Below are 18,189 nucleotides of genomic sequence, written 5' to 3'. Positions count from 1 at the left end.
ACTTCTCTTGCGCCCGACCTGAGCAGCGAACGAACCCGGCTGGCCCGATCCGACGCGCGGCAGACGGCACCGGTGGATCCTCAGGCCCGCGCTACAGCTCGGTGTCCGAATCCATGTCGCCCGAGCGCACCGCGAGGTCGCGGTACGCCGCCGAGAACGCCCCGGCCACGATTCCCTGCGTGACCAGCGAGCCGACCAGGCAGGCCAGCACTCCCGCGAAGGCGATCGCCACCAGGACCAGGATCAGCCCCAGCAGTCTCCAACGGTGCCCGTCCACCAGGTGCCAGCTGGTGCGCATGGCGTCCATGGCGTTCATCTCGCGATCCGCGACGAGTACGGGCGCGAACATCCAGCCCAGCAGCAGGTACAGGTACACCCCGACGGCGAAGGGCGTGGCGATGAGCATGTACACCACCACCAGGGCCTGCGCCAGCGCCCCGGTGGCGGACAGGAAGCGTCCCGGGAGCAGGACCAGCAGGAACACCGGCGCCGCCATCAGGCCCATGAGCGCCAGCGCGGCTACGAGCCACGCGCCGCGCGCGTACGCCTGCAGGAACTTCATCGCCGGCGGGTGCGCGCCGCGCTGGAGCGAGAGGGCGTAGAGGTTGCCGCCCACGTGGAGCGGCAGCAGCGAGATCGTGAGCGCAAGGCTCAGGAGCGTGGTCGTCATCACGGAACCGGTCTCCCCCGGGGAGACGCTTCCCCCCACCCAGCCCTGGCTGTAGCGGTAGATCTCCAGCGCCGCACTGGGCAGGAGCATCGCCAGCGCCCACAGGATCCACGGCAGCGGACGCGCCCGGAACGTCTGCCACCCCTGCCCGACCCACCTTGCGATGCTCAGTTGCTCTCCCGCCACGTACCCGGCGGGCCAGGCCGGAGGCGGCGCAAGCCCTGGCCAGGGCGATACGGGAGCCACGGCAACCTGCGGGTGCTCCGGCAGGCGCTGCGCGGGATCCACGGCGGGTTGCGGGTATTCGGGCAGGTGCTGCGCGGGGGGCATGGGTGTCGGCGCGTAACCGGGCGGATACGGCGAGGGAGGCAGTTCGCGCTCCGGGGCGGGCGGCAATTCCGTCGGCGCGTGACAGGCGGGGCACTCGGCTGCTCCCGGCGGCAGCTCCTGGCCACAGAGGCGACAGGTCATGGCAACGGACTATGGAGGCGCGGGGGCAGGCCGTCAACAGCGGGGCCCCGGGGGGTGATCCCCGGGGCCCGTGACTTCAGGCTGCCTTTGGAACGACGGCCGCGGCCGCCGGCGCCAGCCCGGCGGTCACGGCTCCAATCGCTTCAGCACTCGCTGTGGCCGCAGAAGTGACACTTGCGGCAGCCCTCCTCGTACACGAACGTGGCCTGCCCGCACGACGGGCACAGGTCGCCGGGGTGGCGGTGCGCCTCCAGCGCGACCGGAGCCTCCACCGTGGCCGTCGCGGTGGCCTGCGCCAGCGCGGCGTCGGCCTCCAGCGAGTGGGTGTCGGCCACCGGCTGGGTGTGCGTGAGTCCCAGGTGGGTGCCCAGCACGCGCGCCACGGCGTCGGGCAGCGAGCGCACCCGGTCGGGCCCGAAGCCCATCGAGTGCCCGCCGCCGATGCCGGCCATCTGGTCCACGATCTCCTTCATCCGCTCGCTGGGGGTCATCGGGGAAGGCAGGCGCAGCGCCAGCGAGATGAGCCGGCCGAGCGCCTCGGCCACCGCCTGCGTCTCGGTGCCCGCCTTGCCCACGTTCACGAACACCTCGAGCGGCTCCTCGGAGCCGTTGCGGTTCACGGTCAGGAACGCGGTGCCCAGGGGTGTGCGCGTGCGGTAGGTGGCGCCGATGGCCACCGCCGGGCGCGGCTTCACGTGCGTGGGCAGCCCCGCGCCGGCCTTGACCGCCGGCACCGGCGCCTCCTTCTCGCTGGCCCCCGCCCTGTGGTCCGGCGAGGTGCCCACGTGGAGCACCTGCTGGCCCTTGCAGCCGTCGCGGAACACCGTGATCCCCAGGCAGCCGGTGTCCCAGGCGAGCTGGTAGGCGGCGGCGATGTCGTCGGGCTTGGCGGTGTGGGGCAGGTTGACGGTCTTGGACACGCCGTTGTCAGTGTGCTTCTGGAAGGCGGCCTGCATCCGCACGTGCCACTTCGGGGCCACTTCGTGGGCGGTCACGAACACGCGGCGGACGTCCTCGGGCACCTCGGCCAGCCCGTGCACGGTGCCCTGGCGGGCGATCCGCTCCATCAGCTCATCCGAGAAGAAGTTCCGCTCGCGGGCCACGCGCTCCAGGTGCGGGTTCACGAACGTCAGGTGCCGCTCACCCACGATGTGCGAGTAGGCCAGCGCGAACACCGGCTCGATCCCCGAGGAGCAGCCCGCCAGGATGGATATCGTCCCGGTGGGCGCGATGGTGGTCACGGTGGAGTTGCGCAGCTGACGGCTGCGCTTGTAGATGCTGCGGACCCAGTTGGGGAAGGGCCCGCGCTCGAGCGCCAGCGCCTCGCTGGCCTCATGCCCCACCTTCTGGATGAAGTCCATGACGCGGTCGGCCAGCTCCAGGGCCTGGGGGCTGTCGTAGGGGATGCCGAACATCAGCAACATGTCCGCCACACCCATCACGCCCAGGCCGATGCGCCGGTTGTCCTTCACGCTGCGGTCGATCTCGGGCAGCGGGTAGGGGTTCATCTCGATCACGTCGTCGAGGAAGCGCACCGCCACGCGGATGGTGTCGTCCATGGCGGCCCAGTCCAGGTCCGCGCCGCGCGGCGTCTGCACCACGAATTCCGCCAGGTTGAGCGAACCCAGGTTGCAGGCCTCGTTGGGCAGCAGCGGCTGCTCGCCGCAGGGGTTGGTGGCCTCCACGCGCCCCACCTCGGGCGTGGGGTTGGCCGGGCCGGCGTTCACCCGGTCGATGAACACCAGGCCGGGATCCCCGGTGCGCCAGGCGCAGTCCACGATCTTGCGGAACACCTCGCGCGCCGGCAGCCGGCCGGTCACCTGGCCGCTGTGCGGCTCGAGGAGCTCGTATTCTTCCCCCGCGGTCAGGGCGTCCATGAAGGCGTCGGTGATCGCCACGCTGATGTTGAAGTTGGTGATCCCGCCGTCCAGCTTGCACCCGATGAACTCGAGGATGTCCGGGTGGTCCACCTGCAGGATGCCCATGTTGGCGCCCCGGCGGGTGCCCCCCTGCTTGACCGCCTCGGTGGCGGCGTTGAACACCCGGAGGAAGCTGACCGGCCCGCTGGCGCGGCCGCCGGTGGACTTCACGATGCTGTTCTTGCTGCGGAGACGCGAGAAAGAGAACCCGGTCCCGCCGCCGGACTGGTGGATCAGGGCGGCGCGCTTGATGGCATCAAATATGCCTTCGAGCGAATCGTCCACGGGGAGCACGTAGCAGGCCGAGAACTGCAGGCCGTTGTCCTTGCCCGCGTTCATGAGCGTCGGGGAGTTGGGGACGAACCGCCGGTCCACCATGATGTCGTAGAACCGGTGGGCCGTCTCCAGCGCCTGTTCCGGGGAGCGACCGTAACGCGTCTCTCCACCGGCGATTGCGGCCGATACGCGCCAGCACATCTCTTCGGGGGTTTCCTGGGTGCCGTCGGGTCGCCGGATCAGGTAGCGCTCGCGGAGGACGCGAAGGGCTGACTCGGTCCACTGGCCCGTTCGTAGCGGCCGAGCGGGTTCCATCATGGAAGTGCCTCCTTACGCCCGGGAGCTCGCGGGATCCCGGTGGGCGTCCATGCCGTCCCGGCCCCCTTCCTTGGGGCGGGAAGCAGATGTGGAAAACTTTCGAATCGAGAGGAGTTTTCAACCGGCCTGCTGAGGTCGTCGGAAGCCCCACGCGGGGCTTCGGTGAGGCCCCAAATTACGCTTCGCGACGGCCGCGTCAAGAAAATTTTCGGAGGCCGGAAACGCTCAAGCCTGGCGCAGTTTTTCCGCGTTCTCGCGCAGCACGCGCTCGAGCTCGATGGCGGTGTTGCGGGAGGGCTCCTCCAGCACCGCTTCCAGGAGGAACTCCTGCGCCGCGCCCACGCGCGGTCCGGGCCCGATTCCAAGCAGGCGCATGATCTCCGCGCCGTCCAGCGCGAGGTCGTGCGGGCTCAGCGCGGTGTCACGCTCGAGCAGCGCTTCGATGCGGGCGTGCAGCTCCTCGAGGTAGTGCGGGAAGCCCTGCTTCAAGCCGTTGCCGAGCATGTCGGCGATGCGCAGGTCGAACAGGTCGGCCAGGTTCTCGCGCCCCACGCGGCGCACGAAGCGGCGCAGCGCGGCGTCGGTCCACTCGGCGCGGTAGTCGAACATGTGCTCGCGCACCAGGTGCACGATGGTCTCGCGCTCGGCGTTGCCGAAGCGCAGCCTCCGGAGCAGCGCGTCGGCCATCTCCGCGCCCTCCGCCTGGTGGTTGTGGAATGTGCCCTCCCCGTCGCGAAGCTGCTTGGTGCCGGGCTTGCCGATGTCGTGCAGCAGCGCCGCCCAGCGCACCCGCGCCTTGGCCCGGGGGGCGTTCTCCAGGGTGGCCAGGCTGTGTCCATACACGTCGAAGGCGTGAAAGCGGTTCTGGTACACGTCGCGGCAGGCGGCCAGCTCGGGCAGCACGTCCTCCAGCAGCCCGCTCCGCTCCAGCACCGCGAACCCGCGTCGCGCGCGCTCGGCCACCACCAGCTTCTTCAGCTCGTCGCGCACCCGTTCCACCGCGACGCGGGCCACCGAGGGCCGCGCCGGCCCGATGGCCTCCAGCGTGGCCTCGTCCAGCGCGAAGTCCAGCTGCGCAGCAAATCGCGCCGCGCGCAGCGGGCGCAGGCCATCCTCGCGGAACCGTTCGGCGGGATCGCCCACCGCGCGCAGCAGCTTGGCCTGCAGGTCGGCCCAGCCTCCCTCGGGATCCACGAAGCGCGACTGCAGCGGATCGTAGGCCATGGCGTTCACGGTGAAGTCGCGGCGCGCCAGGTCGTCCTCGATGCTGGAGACGAACTTCACCCCGTCGGGGTGGCGGGCGTCGGAATAGCCCCACTCGTGGCGGAAGGTGGTCACCTCGATCAGCCTCTCGCCGTCGCGCACCCCCACGGTGCCGTGCACGATGCCCACCTGGAGGGCGTCGGGAAACAGCGCCAGCACCTCGTCGGGCGGGGCGTCGGTGGCCACGTCCCAGTCGTCGGGCGCACCGCGGCCCAGGAGCACGTCGCGGAGCACGCCGCCGACCACGTAGCCCTGGCGGCCGCGCTCCTGGAGCGCGCGAAGCACCTCCAGCACCCGCCCGGGCAGCCGGCCCGGCAGCTCGCGGGCCAGGATCTCGCGCGGGCTGAGCCGCTCCGGGGGACGGGAGCGGCGCAGCCGGTCGCGCTCCGAGGGCTCCAGCTCGCTGGGCGGCTCCACGTGGATGGCCACGTGCACGTCGCCCAGCGCCTCGCGGATGTCGTGCTCCAGGTGATCGCAGAAGGCGTGCGCCTGCTCCACCGTCTGGTCGCCGGTGACCACCAGGTGGATCTCGAAGAGGCTGCGCCGCCCCACGCGCCGGGAGCGCAGGTCGTGGTAGCTCAGGAACTGCGGCATGTGGTCGTCGAGGATGCGCCGCACCATCGCTTCCTCCTGGGGCAGGCTGCGGTCCAGCAGCTCCTCCACCGAGGCCTGCATCGCCCCCCAGCCGGCGTGGACCACGAATCCGCCGACCACGAAGCCGGCAGCGGCGTCCAGGCGCGGGTCCCGCGTGAAGTACACCAGCACCAGCCCCGCCAGTACGCCGATGGAGGAGATCACGTCGCCCTTCAGGTGCGCCGCGTCCACTTCCAGGGCCAGCGAACGCTCACGCCGGGCCACCCGGAACAGGTGCCGGGAGACAAAGGTGTTGACCACGATGGAGAGCACGATGGCCGCGAGTCCCGAACCGAGGCTGCGCAATGGTTCGGGATGCACCCACTTGTAGAGGGCCTCCTTCCAGATCAGCCCGGCCGCCAGCAGGATCAGGATGCCTTCGAGCAGCCCCGAGAGACTCTCCCACTTCCCGTGCCCGTAGCGATAGCGCGCGTCGGCGGGGGCCTCGGCCTTGCGCACTGCCACGAAGGCGATGCCGGAGGCCAGCAGGTCCACGCCGGAGTGCACCGCCTCGGAGAGGAGACCCACGGATCCGGTGAGCGAGGCGGCGACCAGCTTGGCGGACGTGAGGGTGAGGTTGCTGAGAACCGAGAGCCCCGCCGCGCCCCTGCGGGTCTGAAGGACTTTCACAACCGGGGTCCGAAGAACTTCTGGTACTCCACCCAGGCGCAGCGGTCCATGACCACGTCGAGGCCGGCCTCGCGCGCCTTGCGCGCGGCCGCGGGATGGCGGACCCCCACCTGCATCCACACCGCGCGGGCACCGGCCCGGATGGCGTCGTCCACCACCGGCTCCACGAATTGCGAGCGGCGGAACACCAGCACCAGGTCCACGGTGCCGGGGACGTCCAGGAGCGAGGCGTAGCTGCGCTCCCCCAGCGCGGTCTTCACCGCGGGATTCACCGGGATCACCCGGTAGCCCGCGAGTTGGAGGTTGCGGGCCACGTAGTGGCTGGGGCGCTCCGGGGAATTCGAAAGACCCACCACGGCGAGCGTCCGGCTGCGCCGCAGCACGTTGCGCAGCAGTTCCTCGGGAGGCTCGGGATTTCGGATGGGAGACATTCCACCTCGTTCGCCGCCCGCGCCGGCCTTCGGGGGGCCGGGCGGATCGGGCGTGCTATGCTGGCCCCATGCGCCAGCGGACGATGTTCCTGATGCTCGCGGCCTGCTTCGCGCTGTCGGTCGGGCCCCCGGCCGGTCCCCCGCCCTCGCGGGCGGCCAGCGTGGCGGACTCCGTGGCGACCGGTCCGGGTGACCCCGGAGCGGCCGGTCCATCGGACTCCATGGCGGCCGGTCCGGCGCCTTCCGCGCCCTTGGAACCGCCGCCCCGCCGATTCTGGGTGCCGCGCTCCGGGGAGGGGACCCTGCTGGACCCCGATCGCAGGATGCACGCCGCGGCGACGTTCAATATAGCACTCGACCTGCGGCTGGCGGGCGCCTCCCCCGCGGCCTCGCTCATGGGAGCGGCCACGGCCGGGGTGCTCAAGGAGCTCCACGACAGCCTGCTGCGTCCTGCGGGTGCCGGACAGGGCGCCAGCCGCCTGGATCTCGCCTCGGATGCGGTGGGGCTCGCCGTGGCCGCGCTGGTGCTGCACCTGGTGACCCGCTAGCCGGTGGTTCGCGCCCGCCGCCGCCCGGCGCGCGCGGCCCCCGGTTACCTCCTGTGCCAGCCCGTGGGCAGCGGGTTGGGCGGCGTGGTCCCGGTGGTGTCCGTCGAGGCCGGCCCCAGCGCCTTCGCCAGCATGTAGACCAGGCCCACCCCCACGCCCAGCGCCGCCACCGTCCCCAGCAGGTTGGCGCGGCGCATCTCCACCCGGACCACGTCGGAGAATGGGATCCGGACCGTCTCCACATCCTCCACCGCGTCCAGGTGGCCGTCGCGGGTCACGATGTTGCGCATCACGTCCACGCGGCCCACGAACCGCGAACTGTCGACCGCCACGTCGGGCAGCTCGTAGACGCGGCCGTCGCGGGTGTGGATCATCGCGGTGCCTTTGCGGTTGGGCGCATCGGTGTACTCGGCGGGCGCGAGCCGGACCAAGGTGGAGCATCCCTGGAGAGCCAGCAGCGCCATGGCCGCCGCGCACGCAAGGCCGGCGCCGCGGCGCCGGGGCATGTGGAATGTCCTCATGGCGGCATGGTAGGCCCGCCGGTATGCGAGGGCAAGGGGTGCGTCCGTGAGGTGCCTCCGTGCGGCGTGTCCGTGCGGCTGGCTTGCGGCGGGGCGTCCCTTCAGCGGGGCATCCTTTCATTGCGGCCACCCGCGTCCATTCCATATACTGCGGCGAGACCCGCCGTGGCGCGACGTCGCGCCGCCCCATCGTCCTGGACTCGAACGCGCACCCGGAGGTCCCGCATGGCCGGCAACGCGTTGCGCCCCGACTTCGACACGCGAAACCTCGCCTCCCTCCTCGCGGCCCTGGTCCGCTTCCGCAGCGATCGCCCCGAGGACCGCCGGCCCATCGCCGACTGGACCGCCGACATGCTCCGCGGCCTGGGCGGCCGCACCCGCGTGCTCGGTCCGCCGGACGGCCCGGTGGTGCTCTCCACCTTCGGCCGCGGCGGCGTGCTGTTCTCGGGTCACATCGACACCGTCCCCGCCACCGGGGAGTGGAAGACGAAGCCCGGTCAGTGCCGCGGCTCGCGCCTGTACGGACGCGGCAGCGCCGACATGAAGGGCGGGGTGGCCGCCATCCTCGCGGCCGCCTCGCAGCTGGCCGGCCGGGTCCCGTTCTCCGTGATCCTCACCACCGACGAGGAGACCGGCATGAAGGGCGCCGTCGCCGTGCTCAAGGCCCCCGCGCTGCGCGCCGCCTCGGCGGTGGTGGTGGCCGAGCCCACGGGACTGCGCGTGGGTTTCGCGGAGAAGGCGGTTCACCAGTTCCTGCTGACCACCTCCGGCCGCAGCGCCCACGCCAGCATGCCCTGGACCGGCGTTTCCGCCACCGAGCGAATGCTCGCCCTGCTGGCGGCGCTCCGCGCCGCGTTTCCCTCCAGCGACCGCGGCGGCGTGACCTTCAACGTGGGCCGCATCGAGGGCGGCACCCGGCCCAACCTCGTGGCCGACCGCTGCGTGGCGCTGCTCGACTTCCGGGTCCCGGGCGCTCTCAAGCCGGCGCCCCACGAGGCCCGGGTGCGGGCCCGGCTGAAGCGCGCGCGCGTACCGCACCGGCTCGAGCGGCTCCACTTCGTGACGGCCCTGGCCCAGGATCCGCGCCACCCGGCGCTGCGGCTCTTCGAGACCGTGGCCGCCCGCCCGCGCGGCATCATCTACTTCGCCACCGAGGCGGCGGTGTTCGCGGCGCTGCACAAGCCGGTGGTGATCTTCGGCCCCGGTGCCCAGGAGAGCTGCCACACCAACGACGAGTGGGTCTCGATGCGCGAGGTGGCCGCCGCCGCCCGGGTGTACCGCGACTACGGCCTGGTGATGGGGGACCCGCGGTGAGCACCCGCTGGAGCCTCAATCCCCGTGCCCGCCTGAAGGGCCTGCTGCTCTTCCTGGCCGTCATGGGCCCGGGGATCATCACCGCCAACGTGGACAACGACGCCGGCGGCATCACCACCTACTCGCTGGCCGGCGCGCACTTCGGCTACCTGCTGCTGTGGACGTTCCTGCCGATGACCGTGGCCCTGATCGTGATCCAGGAGATGTGCGCGCGCATGGGCGTGGTGACCGGCAAGGGGCTGGCGGACCTGATCCGGGAGCAATTCGGGGTGCGGCTCTCGTTCGTGGTGATGCTGCTGCTGCTGGCCGCCAACCTGGGCAACATCATGGCCGAGTTCGCGGGCATCGCCTCGGCGCTGGAGATCTTCGGCATCAGCCGCTACATCGCCATCCCGCTGATCGCCTTCGGGGTGTGGCGGCTGGTGGTGAAGGGCACCTACCGGATCGTGGAAAAGGTGTTCCTGTTTGCGTGCCTGATCTACATCTCCTACATCATCTCGGGGATCATGGCCCACCCGCCGTGGGGCGAGGTGCTCAAGCGCGCGGTGGTGCCCACGCTGCGCTGGGATCCCGCATTCCTGAGCATGACCATCGGCGTGGTGGGGACCACCATCGCGCCGTGGATGCAGTTCTACCAGCAGGCCGCCGTGGTGGACAAGGGCATCAGCGTGGACCAGTACCACGCCTCGCGCATGGACACCATCGTGGGCATGGTCAGCGCCGTGGTGGTGGTCTTCTTCATCACGATTTCGTGCGCCGCCACGCTGAACGTGCACGGGGTGCGCATCCGGGACGCCGCGGACGCGGCCCGGGCGCTGGAGCCGCTGGCGGGCGTCTACGCCGGCAAGCTCTTCGCCATCGGGCTGCTGAACGCCTCGATCTTCGCCGCCTCGATCCTGCCGCTGTCCACCGCCTACTCGGTGTGCGAGTCGTTTGGCTGGGAGACCGGCGTGGACCGCCGGTTCATGGAGGCGCCGCAGTTCTTCGGTCTGTACACCTTCCTGATCGCGGTGGGCGCGGGCGTGATCCTGCTTCCCCGCTTCCCGCTGCTGAAGGTGATGTTCTTCTCCCAGGTCGCCAACGGCATGCTGCTTCCGGTCATCCTGGTGTTCATGCTCAAGCTGATCAACGACCGCGGACTGATGGGCGACTACGTGAACAGCCGCTTCTTCAACGTGGTGGCCGGGGTGACCACGGTGGTGATGGTGGCCCTGACGCTGGCGCTGGTGGCCTCGCAGATCTTCGGGTGGGGCGCCTGAATCACCACTTCCGCGCGAGCTGCCCGATGAGCGCCGCCAGCGCGTCCACGTCGCGCAGGTCGATCACTTCCGCATTGCTGTGGGAGTAGCGCAGGGGCCAGCCGATGGGCACGTCCACCGCCCCCTCCGTCACGTATCGGGCGCCGTCGTTGCCGCCGTTGGTCATCCCCAGCTGCGCCGGGATGCGGGCCTCGCGGGCCAGGCGGAGCACGCGGTTCACCGCGCCGGCCGGGGCGATCACGCTGGTGTCGATGGCGCGGACCACGCAGCCCTCCCCCAGCGGCGCGTACGCGAAGCGCGGGTTTTCCAGCGGGGTGTCCGAGGAGACGAAGGTGTCCACGGCGAAGCACACGCTGCCCGGGTCGGCCTTGGCGGCGAAGTCCGCACCGTACAGTCCCAGTTCCTCCTCGGTGGAGAAGACGAACTTCACCTTCCGCTTGAGGTTCGCCCCCTGCAGCTCCTGCAGGGCCAGCAGCAGCGCGGCGCAGCCGACGCGATCGTCGAGAGAGCGCGCGGAGGCGCCGAACGCGCCCAGCCGGTCGTAGCGCTTGGTCACCGTGACCGGGTCCCCCGCCTTGACCCCCAGCGCCGCGGTGGCCGCCCAGGAATCGGTGCCGAAATCCAGCCGCAGTTCCTCCGGGGTGATGGCCTCCTTGTCCGCGCGCGGCTCGAGCCAGCTTGCGCGCGGGGCCACCACCGCGTTCACCGGGCCCGCGGAGGTGCCCACCACCACGGCGTGCCCTTCGAGCAGGAAGTCGTAGAATCCGCCGCGTTTCACCAGGGTGGCGCGGCCGTCGGCTTCCAGGCCCTTCACCTCGTAACCGATCTCGTCCTGGTGCGCGATGAAGGTGATGCCCGTGGGGCCGGGGCCCAGCTCCACGATCACGTTTCCGTGGCCGTCCACCGTGCCCTGCAGGCCCACCGGCAGCAGGGACTGGATACGTTTCGCCAGGGGCGCCTCGTGCCCGGAGACGGCCTGCACCTCGCACATCCGCTGCAGGGCCAGGCTGACGTCGCGCAGGCGCGACTGGGTCACTTCGCGCTGTGCGTGCGCCGGCGCGACGCACAGTACGGCCGCCACGACGAGCATTCCGGCCGTGAGCCTCATGGTGCCTCCATCAGCCTGCGCAGGAATGCCGCCAGCGCCTCGACGTCGGCGCCGTCCACCAGTTCCGAGGGGGTGCGGGCGTAGCGCACCGGCAGGCCGAGCACCGCGACGCGCGCCCGGTCCAGCGGGTCGAGGCCCGCGCGATCGGGCGCGAAGGCCGGCCCCTGGCGCTGCACGCCCTTGCCGCCCAGCTTGAGCAGTACCGCGGGGAGCGCGGAGTCCAGCCCGCGCAGCGAGTCCGCCTGCACCGCCGGGCCCAGCCCCAGCCTCGCCTTCGGGAAGCCTCCCAGCAGGTACAACTCGGTGGGCTGGTAGCGGCGCACCAGCCGGCGCAGTCCGCGCCCGCCCGGCTGCGCCTGGGCGGTGAAAGCCACCACCCAGCGGCCGCGCGTGGCGGGCCGCTCGCCCATGAGGGCGCGCAGCAGCGCCACCGCCTCGGCGCGCGCCTCGTACGACGGCCCGGCGGCCCGCTCGCCCGCGAGGCGCGTGAAGCGCTCCACCAGGGTGACCGGATCGAGGACGCGCACGCCGGCGCGCCCGGCCTCGGTGCGGGTGTGGAAGCCCGCGTCCAGCCACAAGTCGTTCGCCCCGAGCGGCTCCCCCGCCGGCCCCCGACGCAGGTGCGTGGAAGGTGCCGCGCTTACCGCCGGCAGCGGGCCGCGCGAAGTGAGGATGCGGAAGCGCTGACCCACGTGAAACTGGTCGAAGAGCCGCCCGGAACCCGATAGCCTTGCCAGCCTTAGATAGCCCAGGGTATCCAGACCGGAAACCACGTAACCGGTCTCATCCAGGGGGGCGGCGATCATGCGCACCGATCCCTCGCCGCCGAAGTCCACGATGAGGTTGCCGACGGCATCCACCTCCGGCCGCGACCAGCCGGGCAGGTCCACGGCCAGGGCGGAGCGCAGCGTGTCCTCGAAGCCGGAGGGCGCCGGGATGGCCTGGAGGCGCGCCAGCATGTCGAGCGCAGAAGCCCCCGCGGGGCTCCCAGCCAGCAGGAGCCCCAACGCCACCGCCAGGGGACGCGCGATGCAGCGTGGTCCGGTCATGTCGGGGCGGGCCTAGGCTTTCACTTCCTGGGCCGGGTCGGGCGGGGCGGCCGCCGGCCCGGCGGGGCCACGCGCTTCCCGGTAGGTGCGGATGGCGGCCTGCAGCGCCTCGCTGGCGCGCTCCACCAGGTGCTCGGCGCGGCCCCGGGCGGCATCGCCCGCGTGTCCCGCCTTCTCACCCAGGTCGTGCGTCAGGCCTCGCAGGTCCTCGCGCGTCTCGCGTCCGGACTTGGGCGCCAGCAGCAGCCCGGCCACCGCGCCCGCGATGGCGCCGGCCAGGAACGATGCCGCCAGCACCGCGAATTCGTTGCGCTCCTCACTCATGTCCGTCACCTTCCTTCGGCTTGCTGCGGTAGTTGAGGAATGTCTCGACCCCCTTCATGGCCGCCAGCCCGATCCCGGCAATGGACATCGCCGGGCCGCTGGCCCGCCTCAAAGCGCCGCCCCCGACGCTCAACACGAATTCGTGCGCCGCGTTCAGGGTGCGGGCCATCCCTTCCATGTCCACCAGGCGACCGCGCACCTCGCCCAGCACCGCGTCGAGGTGGTCCATGGTGCGACTGCTTCGCTCGATGGCCGCATCGAGGCGCTGGATGGTGAGGGTGAGCTGGCTCAGCGCGCGGATGGCGTACACGATGAGGACGAGAAGCGCGACGGTGAGGCTCACCGTCGCCAAGATGATGACCGGCTGCATGCCTGCCTCCTTCCGAGCCTGGGATCCCCCTCATTGTCGGGCCGGGCCCGCGGCGGGTCAAGGAAGGCCCGGTGATTGACGCCGGGTCCGGGCTGCCTCAGACTGCCGGCCCATCATCCGCATTCCCCCGGGAGGACCCCTCGCATGTCCCGACTTTCCCTGTTCCGGGCGGCCCGGATCGCACTGGCGGCGCTGCTGCCGCTGCTCTCGCTCTCGTGCGGCGGCTCCACCGCCGGCCCGCCTGCAAATCCCGCCTGCGCAGTGGACCCCGCCTCGCTCGACTTCGGCACCGTGACCATCGGGCAGACCGCGGACCGCACCTTCACCCTGACCAACAACGGCGCCGCCCCCATCGCCGGCACGGTCACCCCGGGATGCACCGCCTTCACGGTGCTGGGCGAGGCCACCTACTCGCTCGCCCACGGACAGTCCCGCACCTTCACGGTGCGCTTCTCTCCCCCGGCCCCCGGGGGCCCCGCGTTCGACACGGCATGGCGGCGCCTGCGCGGCGCGCCCGGCGGGCGGCCGGGCCTCGGCGGACGCCCGGCGGGGGGCGCCGCGGCGTCCGAGCAGACCTGCGAACTGGTCATGGGCGCGTGCGGCAGCGTTTCGGCGCGCGGCACCGGGGTGCCGGCGACGGCGCTCCCGGCGTGGACCGTGATGGTGTACATGGCCGCCGACAACAACCTGGCCCTGGCCGGCCTGCGCAGCCTGGAGCGGATGGAGGCGGCGGGCTTCGACCCGCAGGTGCATCTGGTGGTCCAGGCGGAGTTCAACCCGGCGGCGATCCAGCAGGCCGGCGGCAACCCCGCCTCCTTCCACCGGCCGAACTACAACACGTTCCGCTATTTCTTCGACGGCACCGGTGAAAACGTGCCCGGCCCCAACGGCGCGGCCACCGACATCGGCAACGTGAACATGACCGATCCCGCCACGCTGCGAGACTTCGTGACCTGGACGCGCCAGCACCACCCTGCGCGGCACCACGCCCTGATGGTGTGGAACCACGGCGGGGGCTACACCGGTCTCCTGGCCGACGAAACCTCCGCCCCGGGCCACCTGATGTCGCTGGCGGACCTGCGCGCCGCGCTCACCGGCACGGGAGCGCTCGACCTGCTGGGATTCGACATGAGCCTGATGGCGGGTTACGAGACGCTCTCGAGCGTGCAGGGCCTCACGTCCTTCGCCGTCTTCTCCGAGGAAGTGGTCCCCGGGGAGGGCTTCCCGTACGACCGGATCCTCACCGCGCTGCATCACAACCCCGCCGCCGACGCCCGCGCTTTCACCGCGATCGTGGCCGACGAGTTCCACGCCAGCTTCACCGGCAACCGCGCGCCGACCACCATCTCGGCGTTCGACCTCGGCGCGTACGCGGCATTCGAGACGGCCCTCGACTCCCTGGCCACCGGGCTGCGCGCCAACCTGGGCGGGCTGTCCGGCGACATCGCGGCCGCCACCGCGCACAGCCAGAAGTACACCATCCCCGGGCTCACCGACCTGGTGAACTTCGCGGACTCACTGCGCACCCGCCTGCTGGACCCGGAGATGCGCGATCGCATCGACGCGGTGAAGCTCCAGGCCAACGGCGGCTTCCGGGTGCGCGAGCATCACCGGAACGGCTCTTCGCCTTCGGGCGCCGACGTGTCGCGCTCCAACGGCCTGCACGTGCTGCTGCCCGGCCGCGTGGGCGCCGACGACGTCCCGGACGCGGGCCCGGGCAGCTTCGCCAGCTACCAGGCCCTCTACGGCGGGAAGGCGTGGACCCGGTTCCTGGCCTCCTACCTGGGAAGCGACGGGGGCAGCAGCACCGTGGACCAGGGGGAGAACCGCTTCGAGTGCTACCTGGTGTGGGATACCGCCTCCGTGAGCCACGGCGCGGACGTGGACATGTGGGTACTGCAGCCGAACGGCAGCCTGTACATACCATTCCTGGGCTCGGTGACCCCCAACGGGGTGCTTTCGGGTGACTCCCACGCGGTGGGCGGCTTCTACGAGGGATTCCTCACCAACCGCTTCCTCCAGCCGGGCGTGTACAAGTTCTACGCGAACCTGTGGCTGGACCCTGCCGACTACCGGCCGCGGTTCAACTTCGCCTACCGCGCCAACGCCGCATCCGGCCTCACCGAGCTGTACACCGACCCCCCGCGCCTCAGCACGCAACTGTCGTGGCTGGCCGACCCGCTGGTCTCCTGGGACACGATCGAGGCTGGCGCCTACACGGATCTCCAGTACGTGGCCTATGTGACCGTCGCCGCCCCCTCCGGCCCGCGTGTGCGAGCGGTGCCGCGCGGCGGGGCGGTGGCGGGCCTGGGCCGCGCCGCGCGCGACCTGCGACCCACCGCGGCGCAGCTCGCCACGCTGCGCCGCGAACTGGGGCGGGGACGGCCGCGGGGGGCGGCCGGCGTCGCGGGTGGGACGGAATCGCCGGGCCATGGCCTCGAGATAATCCGGCGACTTTCGGCGGGGCCTGCCACTGTCCTACCATGGGGGCACCCGCCCACCCGGCCTCAACATCCCCCCGCGCCGGGCCGATAATCGCGGGTGTCGAATGTTCCACGCCGCGGGGCCCCGCGCCCCCAGGGTAGTCGTGCAGAGGAGATACGAAATGCGCCGGACGCTGACCATTCTCACGACCGTGCTCCTGCTGGCCGCCGGGGGAAACGCAGGGGCCGCCGACCTGAAGCTCGACGCCGGGCTGCAGGCGCTGCGCCACCATGGTGCCTTCCAGGCCGCCACCGCGGTACCGGTCGCGTTCGCGCCCGGGCGCCCGCCGGTGCTGGCCGATCCGGACCGCATCTCGTGCTGGATCCGCGGGAGCGTGTCCCGCACGCAGCTGCTGGCCCTCGGCATCCCCGCGGGCACCGAAGCGGGCGGGTGCGTCGCCGCCGACCTGACCTGGGATGACATCGCGCGGGTCTCGGCGCTGCCGGGCGTGGAGCTGATCCAGCTTTCCCGTCGCGCGCGCCCGCTGCTCGACTCCAGCCGCGTGGCCACCGGCGCCAGCGTGATCCACGGCGGCACGCCGCCCAACTACACCGGCACCACCGGGAGGAACGTGGTGGTGGGCGTGGTGGACACCGGCATTGACTGGACCCACGCCGATTTCAAGGACAACACCGGCGCCAACCGCATCCTGTTCATCTGGGACCAGACGGTCACCGGTTCCGCGCCCTCCGGCTTCGCGTACGGCACGGAGTGGAACGCCGGGCAGATCCAGGGCGGCAGCTGCACCGAGATGGACTACGACGGCCACGGCACGCACGTGACCTCCACCGCCGCGGGCAGCGGCCGGGCCACGGGCAACGGCAAGGCCAACTACCGCTACATCGGCATGGCGCCCGAAGCCGACATCATCTTCGTCAAGACGGATTTCACGTTCGCCCACATCGTGGACGGCGTGAACTACATCTTCCAGAAGGCCGCGGGACTGGGAAAGGCCGCGGTGGTGAACCTGTCCCTGGGCTCCAATTACGGCCCTCGCGACGGCACCGACCCCAACGAGCTCGCCCTGAACGCGCTCACCGGTCCGGGCAAGATGGTCTGCGTCGCCGCCGGCAACTCCGGCGCCGACTCGATTCATGCCGAGGTGGACCTGGTGAGCGGCGACTCCGCGAAGGTGACCTTCTACGTGCCCCCGTACTCGGCGAACGGCGGCTCGACCAACGACTACGTGGTCCTGGACGCCTACTACAAGGTGGGCGACACCATCGCCGTGCGGGTCAACGCTCCCAACGGGTACTCCACGCCCTCCGTGGTGCTCCGCCAGATCGTGGGCGTGCAGTCCACCGGCAGCCAGGGCTACATCTACGTGGACAACGGCGGCAGCGTGGGCAACCCGCTGCCCAACGGGCAGTACAACCTGGCGCTCGAGGTGTACGACTCGGACGCGCTGAAGCCCCCGGGGGCGGGCACCTGGACGGTGACCCTCTACGGCACCCACATCCACAGCGGCGGGCACGTGGACCTGTGGCTGGCCGAGAGCCAGCTGGGCTCCCTCGCACCCCTCACGCCGCTGCGCCAGGGCTACACCCCGAGCAAGGAAATCTCCACGCCCTCCACGGCGGAGTCCACGCTGTGCGTGGCCGCGTACACCACCAAGCGGTCGTGGCAGGTGCCCTCGGGCTCCACGTACGCCTACAGCCCCCTGCCCCCTATGGGTCAGATCGCGGACTTCAGCTCGCGCGGGCCGACCTCCGACGGGCGCATGCGGCCCAACATCGCCGCGCCCGGCTACGGCGTGGCCGCGGCCCGGTCCTCGGCCATCTCCGTGGGCAACTGGATGGCCGACGACAGCGTGCACTTCATGGACCAGGGCACCAGCATGGCCACGCCGCACGTCGTGGGCGTGGTGGCCCTGGTGCTCCAGGGCCACGCCACCATTCCGCCCGCCCGCATCAAGCTCGCCATCCAGGGCACGGCGGTGGCCGACGCCTTCACCGGCGCCGTCCCCAACGCCACCTGGGGCTGGGGCAAGCTCAGCGCGCAGGCGGTGAACTCGAGCACGCCGGTGGAGCTGTTCGCGCTGGAAGGCGCGGAGCTGCCGGAGGGCTTCGAGATCTCGTGGGAGGTGTCCGAGGGGCTCATCTACCAGCAGTTCCGGGTTTCGCGGGCGGCGGCCCTGACAGGACCGTGGACGGACCTGACCCCGCGCCCGCTGCCCGGCGAGGCGCGCCGGTTCGTGGACCGGCCCGCGGCCGGCCTGTGGTTCTACCGCGTGGAGGGCACGCGCGCCGGCCACACCGAGGCGCTGGGCCCGTTCCGGGCGGAGGTCAGCGGCGTGGGGCTGGCCTCGTTGCGGCTGCTGCCACCGGTGCCCAACCCGTTCCAGTCCGGCACCCGCATCCGCTACGTGATGCCGCGCGCGGGGCAGGCCGAGGTCTCGGTGTACGACATCGCGGGGCGCCGCGTGGCCCGGCTGTTCTCCGGGCCGGTGGGCCCGGGCCGCCACGACGCCGAGTGGGATGGGTCGCTCCCCTCCGGCGCGCGCGCGGGCGCGGGCCTGTACCTGGTGAAGCTGCGCACCGACGCCGGCACGCTCACCTGCAAGATCACATTCCTGAGGTAGGGAAATTGGATCGCGGAAGG

General features: G+C 71.6%; 14 protein-coding genes. 5 read left to right on the top strand and 9 right to left on the bottom strand.

Annotation, left to right across the window (positions count from 1 at the left end):
* Positions 1-91: 91 nt before the first annotated feature.
* The 4 genes from HZB25_00760 to HZB25_00745 all read right to left on the bottom strand — a co-directional run bounded on the left by HZB25_00760 (position 92) and on the right by HZB25_00745 (position 6,611).
* On the bottom strand, positions 92-1,000 hold the full coding sequence (locus HZB25_00760) for a hypothetical protein (protein MBI5835749.1): 909 nt from the start codon (positions 998-1,000) through the stop codon (positions 92-94).
* A gap of 284 nt (positions 1,001-1,284) precedes the next feature.
* Positions 1,285-3,651, bottom strand: a complete 2,367-nt coding sequence (locus HZB25_00755; protein ID MBI5835748.1) for a vitamin B12-dependent ribonucleotide reductase — start codon at positions 3,649-3,651, stop codon at positions 1,285-1,287.
* A gap of 228 nt (positions 3,652-3,879) precedes the next feature.
* Positions 3,880-6,180 carry a cation diffusion facilitator family transporter gene (locus HZB25_00750; GenBank protein MBI5835747.1) on the bottom strand — a complete coding sequence of 767 codons (2,301 nt, stop codon included), beginning with the start codon at positions 6,178-6,180 and terminating at the stop codon, positions 3,880-3,882.
* Positions 6,177-6,611, bottom strand: a complete 435-nt coding sequence (locus tag HZB25_00745) for a CoA-binding protein (protein ID MBI5835746.1) — start codon at positions 6,609-6,611, stop codon at positions 6,177-6,179. Before HZB25_00745 ends, HZB25_00750 begins: the two co-directional genes overlap by 4 nt.
* Before the next feature lie 68 nt (positions 6,612-6,679).
* On the opposite strand from HZB25_00745, the gene HZB25_00740 reads away from it, so the two are divergent.
* Positions 6,680-7,159 (top strand): hypothetical protein, encoded by a 480-nt coding sequence (locus HZB25_00740; GenBank protein MBI5835745.1) that lies wholly within the window; start codon positions 6,680-6,682, stop codon positions 7,157-7,159.
* Positions 7,160-7,203: 44 nt separating this feature from the next.
* Here HZB25_00740 and HZB25_00735 read toward each other — a convergent pair whose 3' ends face one another.
* Complete coding sequence (locus HZB25_00735; GenBank protein MBI5835744.1) at positions 7,204-7,665, bottom strand: hypothetical protein; 462 nt, start codon at positions 7,663-7,665, stop codon at positions 7,204-7,206.
* A 240-nt stretch (positions 7,666-7,905) separates the two neighbouring features.
* Between HZB25_00735 and HZB25_00730 the strand changes: the two genes are divergently transcribed.
* Both HZB25_00730 and HZB25_00725 read left to right on the top strand, forming a co-directional pair.
* The gene (locus HZB25_00730) at positions 7,906-8,994 is read left to right on the top strand and encodes a M20/M25/M40 family metallo-hydrolase (protein MBI5835743.1); all 1,089 of its coding nucleotides are present in this window, start codon (positions 7,906-7,908) and stop codon (positions 8,992-8,994) included.
* A 62-nt stretch (positions 8,995-9,056) separates the two neighbouring features.
* Entirely contained in the window at positions 9,057-10,253 is a 1,197-nt protein-coding gene (locus HZB25_00725) for an Nramp family divalent metal transporter (protein MBI5835742.1), read from the top strand.
* Between the two features lies 1 nt (position 10,254).
* On the opposite strand, the gene HZB25_00720 is transcribed toward HZB25_00725, so the two are convergent.
* The 4 genes from HZB25_00720 to HZB25_00705 are packed head-to-tail and all read right to left on the bottom strand — an operon-like array spanning position 10,255 to position 13,104.
* Positions 10,255-11,361: a M20/M25/M40 family metallo-hydrolase gene (locus HZB25_00720; GenBank protein ID MBI5835741.1), complete on the bottom strand. Its 1,107-nt coding sequence runs from the start codon at positions 11,359-11,361 to the stop codon at positions 10,255-10,257.
* On the bottom strand, positions 11,358-12,410 hold the full coding sequence (locus tag HZB25_00715) for a hypothetical protein (GenBank protein MBI5835740.1): 1,053 nt from the start codon (positions 12,408-12,410) through the stop codon (positions 11,358-11,360). The genes HZB25_00720 and HZB25_00715 overlap by 4 nt, the downstream gene beginning before the upstream one ends.
* 12 nt (positions 12,411-12,422) lie before the next feature.
* Positions 12,423-12,734: a YtxH domain-containing protein gene (locus HZB25_00710; protein MBI5835739.1), complete on the bottom strand. Its 312-nt coding sequence runs from the start codon at positions 12,732-12,734 to the stop codon at positions 12,423-12,425.
* Positions 12,727-13,104, bottom strand: coding sequence for a hypothetical protein (locus HZB25_00705; protein MBI5835738.1), 378 nt, complete (start codon positions 13,102-13,104; stop codon positions 12,727-12,729). Before HZB25_00705 ends, HZB25_00710 begins: the two co-directional genes overlap by 8 nt.
* A 144-nt stretch (positions 13,105-13,248) precedes the next feature.
* Here HZB25_00705 and HZB25_00700 point away from each other — a divergent pair, with 144 nt between their 5' ends.
* Complete coding sequence (locus HZB25_00700; GenBank protein ID MBI5835737.1) at positions 13,249-15,639, top strand: hypothetical protein; 2,391 nt, start codon at positions 13,249-13,251, stop codon at positions 15,637-15,639.
* Positions 15,640-15,709: 70 nt separating this feature from the next.
* Positions 15,710-18,169 carry a S8 family serine peptidase gene (locus HZB25_00695; GenBank protein MBI5835736.1) on the top strand — a complete coding sequence of 820 codons (2,460 nt, stop codon included), beginning with the start codon at positions 15,710-15,712 and terminating at the stop codon, positions 18,167-18,169.
* The last annotated feature ends 20 nt before the right edge of the window (positions 18,170-18,189 follow it).

It is taken from the genome of Candidatus Eisenbacteria bacterium, assembly GCA_016235265.1.
Classification (GTDB): Bacteria; Eisenbacteria; RBG-16-71-46; order RBG-16-71-46; family JACRLI01; genus JACRLI01.
Note: the sequence above shows the minus strand (reverse complement) of the source record. Positions and strands in the feature narration are given on the sequence as shown.

Bases quoted from the DNA above. Each gene is read 5' to 3' on its own strand.
- HZB25_00755 (MBI5835748.1), bottom strand. From the start codon at position 3,651: ATGGAACCCGCTCGGCCGCTACGAACGGGCCAGTGGACCGAGTCAGCC.
- HZB25_00730 (MBI5835743.1), top strand. From the start codon at position 7,906: ATGGCCGGCAACGCGTTGCGCCCCGACTTCGACACGCGAAACCTCGCC.
- HZB25_00720 (MBI5835741.1), bottom strand. From the start codon at position 11,361: ATGAGGCTCACGGCCGGAATGCTCGTCGTGGCGGCCGTACTGTGCGTC.
- HZB25_00715 (MBI5835740.1), bottom strand. From the start codon at position 12,410: ATGACCGGACCACGCTGCATCGCGCGTCCCCTGGCGGTGGCGTTGGGG.
- HZB25_00725 (MBI5835742.1), top strand. From the start codon at position 9,057: ATGGGCCCGGGGATCATCACCGCCAACGTGGACAACGACGCCGGCGGC.
- HZB25_00695 (MBI5835736.1), top strand. From the start codon at position 15,710: ATGCGCCGGACGCTGACCATTCTCACGACCGTGCTCCTGCTGGCCGCC.
- HZB25_00700 (MBI5835737.1), top strand. From the start codon at position 13,249: ATGTCCCGACTTTCCCTGTTCCGGGCGGCCCGGATCGCACTGGCGGCG.
- HZB25_00745 (MBI5835746.1), bottom strand. From the start codon at position 6,611: ATGTCTCCCATCCGAAATCCCGAGCCTCCCGAGGAACTGCTGCGCAAC.
- HZB25_00710 (MBI5835739.1), bottom strand. From the start codon at position 12,734: ATGAGTGAGGAGCGCAACGAATTCGCGGTGCTGGCGGCATCGTTCCTG.
- HZB25_00760 (MBI5835749.1), bottom strand. From the start codon at position 1,000: ATGCCCCCCGCGCAGCACCTGCCCGAATACCCGCAACCCGCCGTGGAT.
- HZB25_00735 (MBI5835744.1), bottom strand. From the start codon at position 7,665: ATGCCCCGGCGCCGCGGCGCCGGCCTTGCGTGCGCGGCGGCCATGGCG.
- HZB25_00705 (MBI5835738.1), bottom strand. From the start codon at position 13,104: ATGCAGCCGGTCATCATCTTGGCGACGGTGAGCCTCACCGTCGCGCTT.
- HZB25_00740 (MBI5835745.1), top strand. From the start codon at position 6,680: ATGCGCCAGCGGACGATGTTCCTGATGCTCGCGGCCTGCTTCGCGCTG.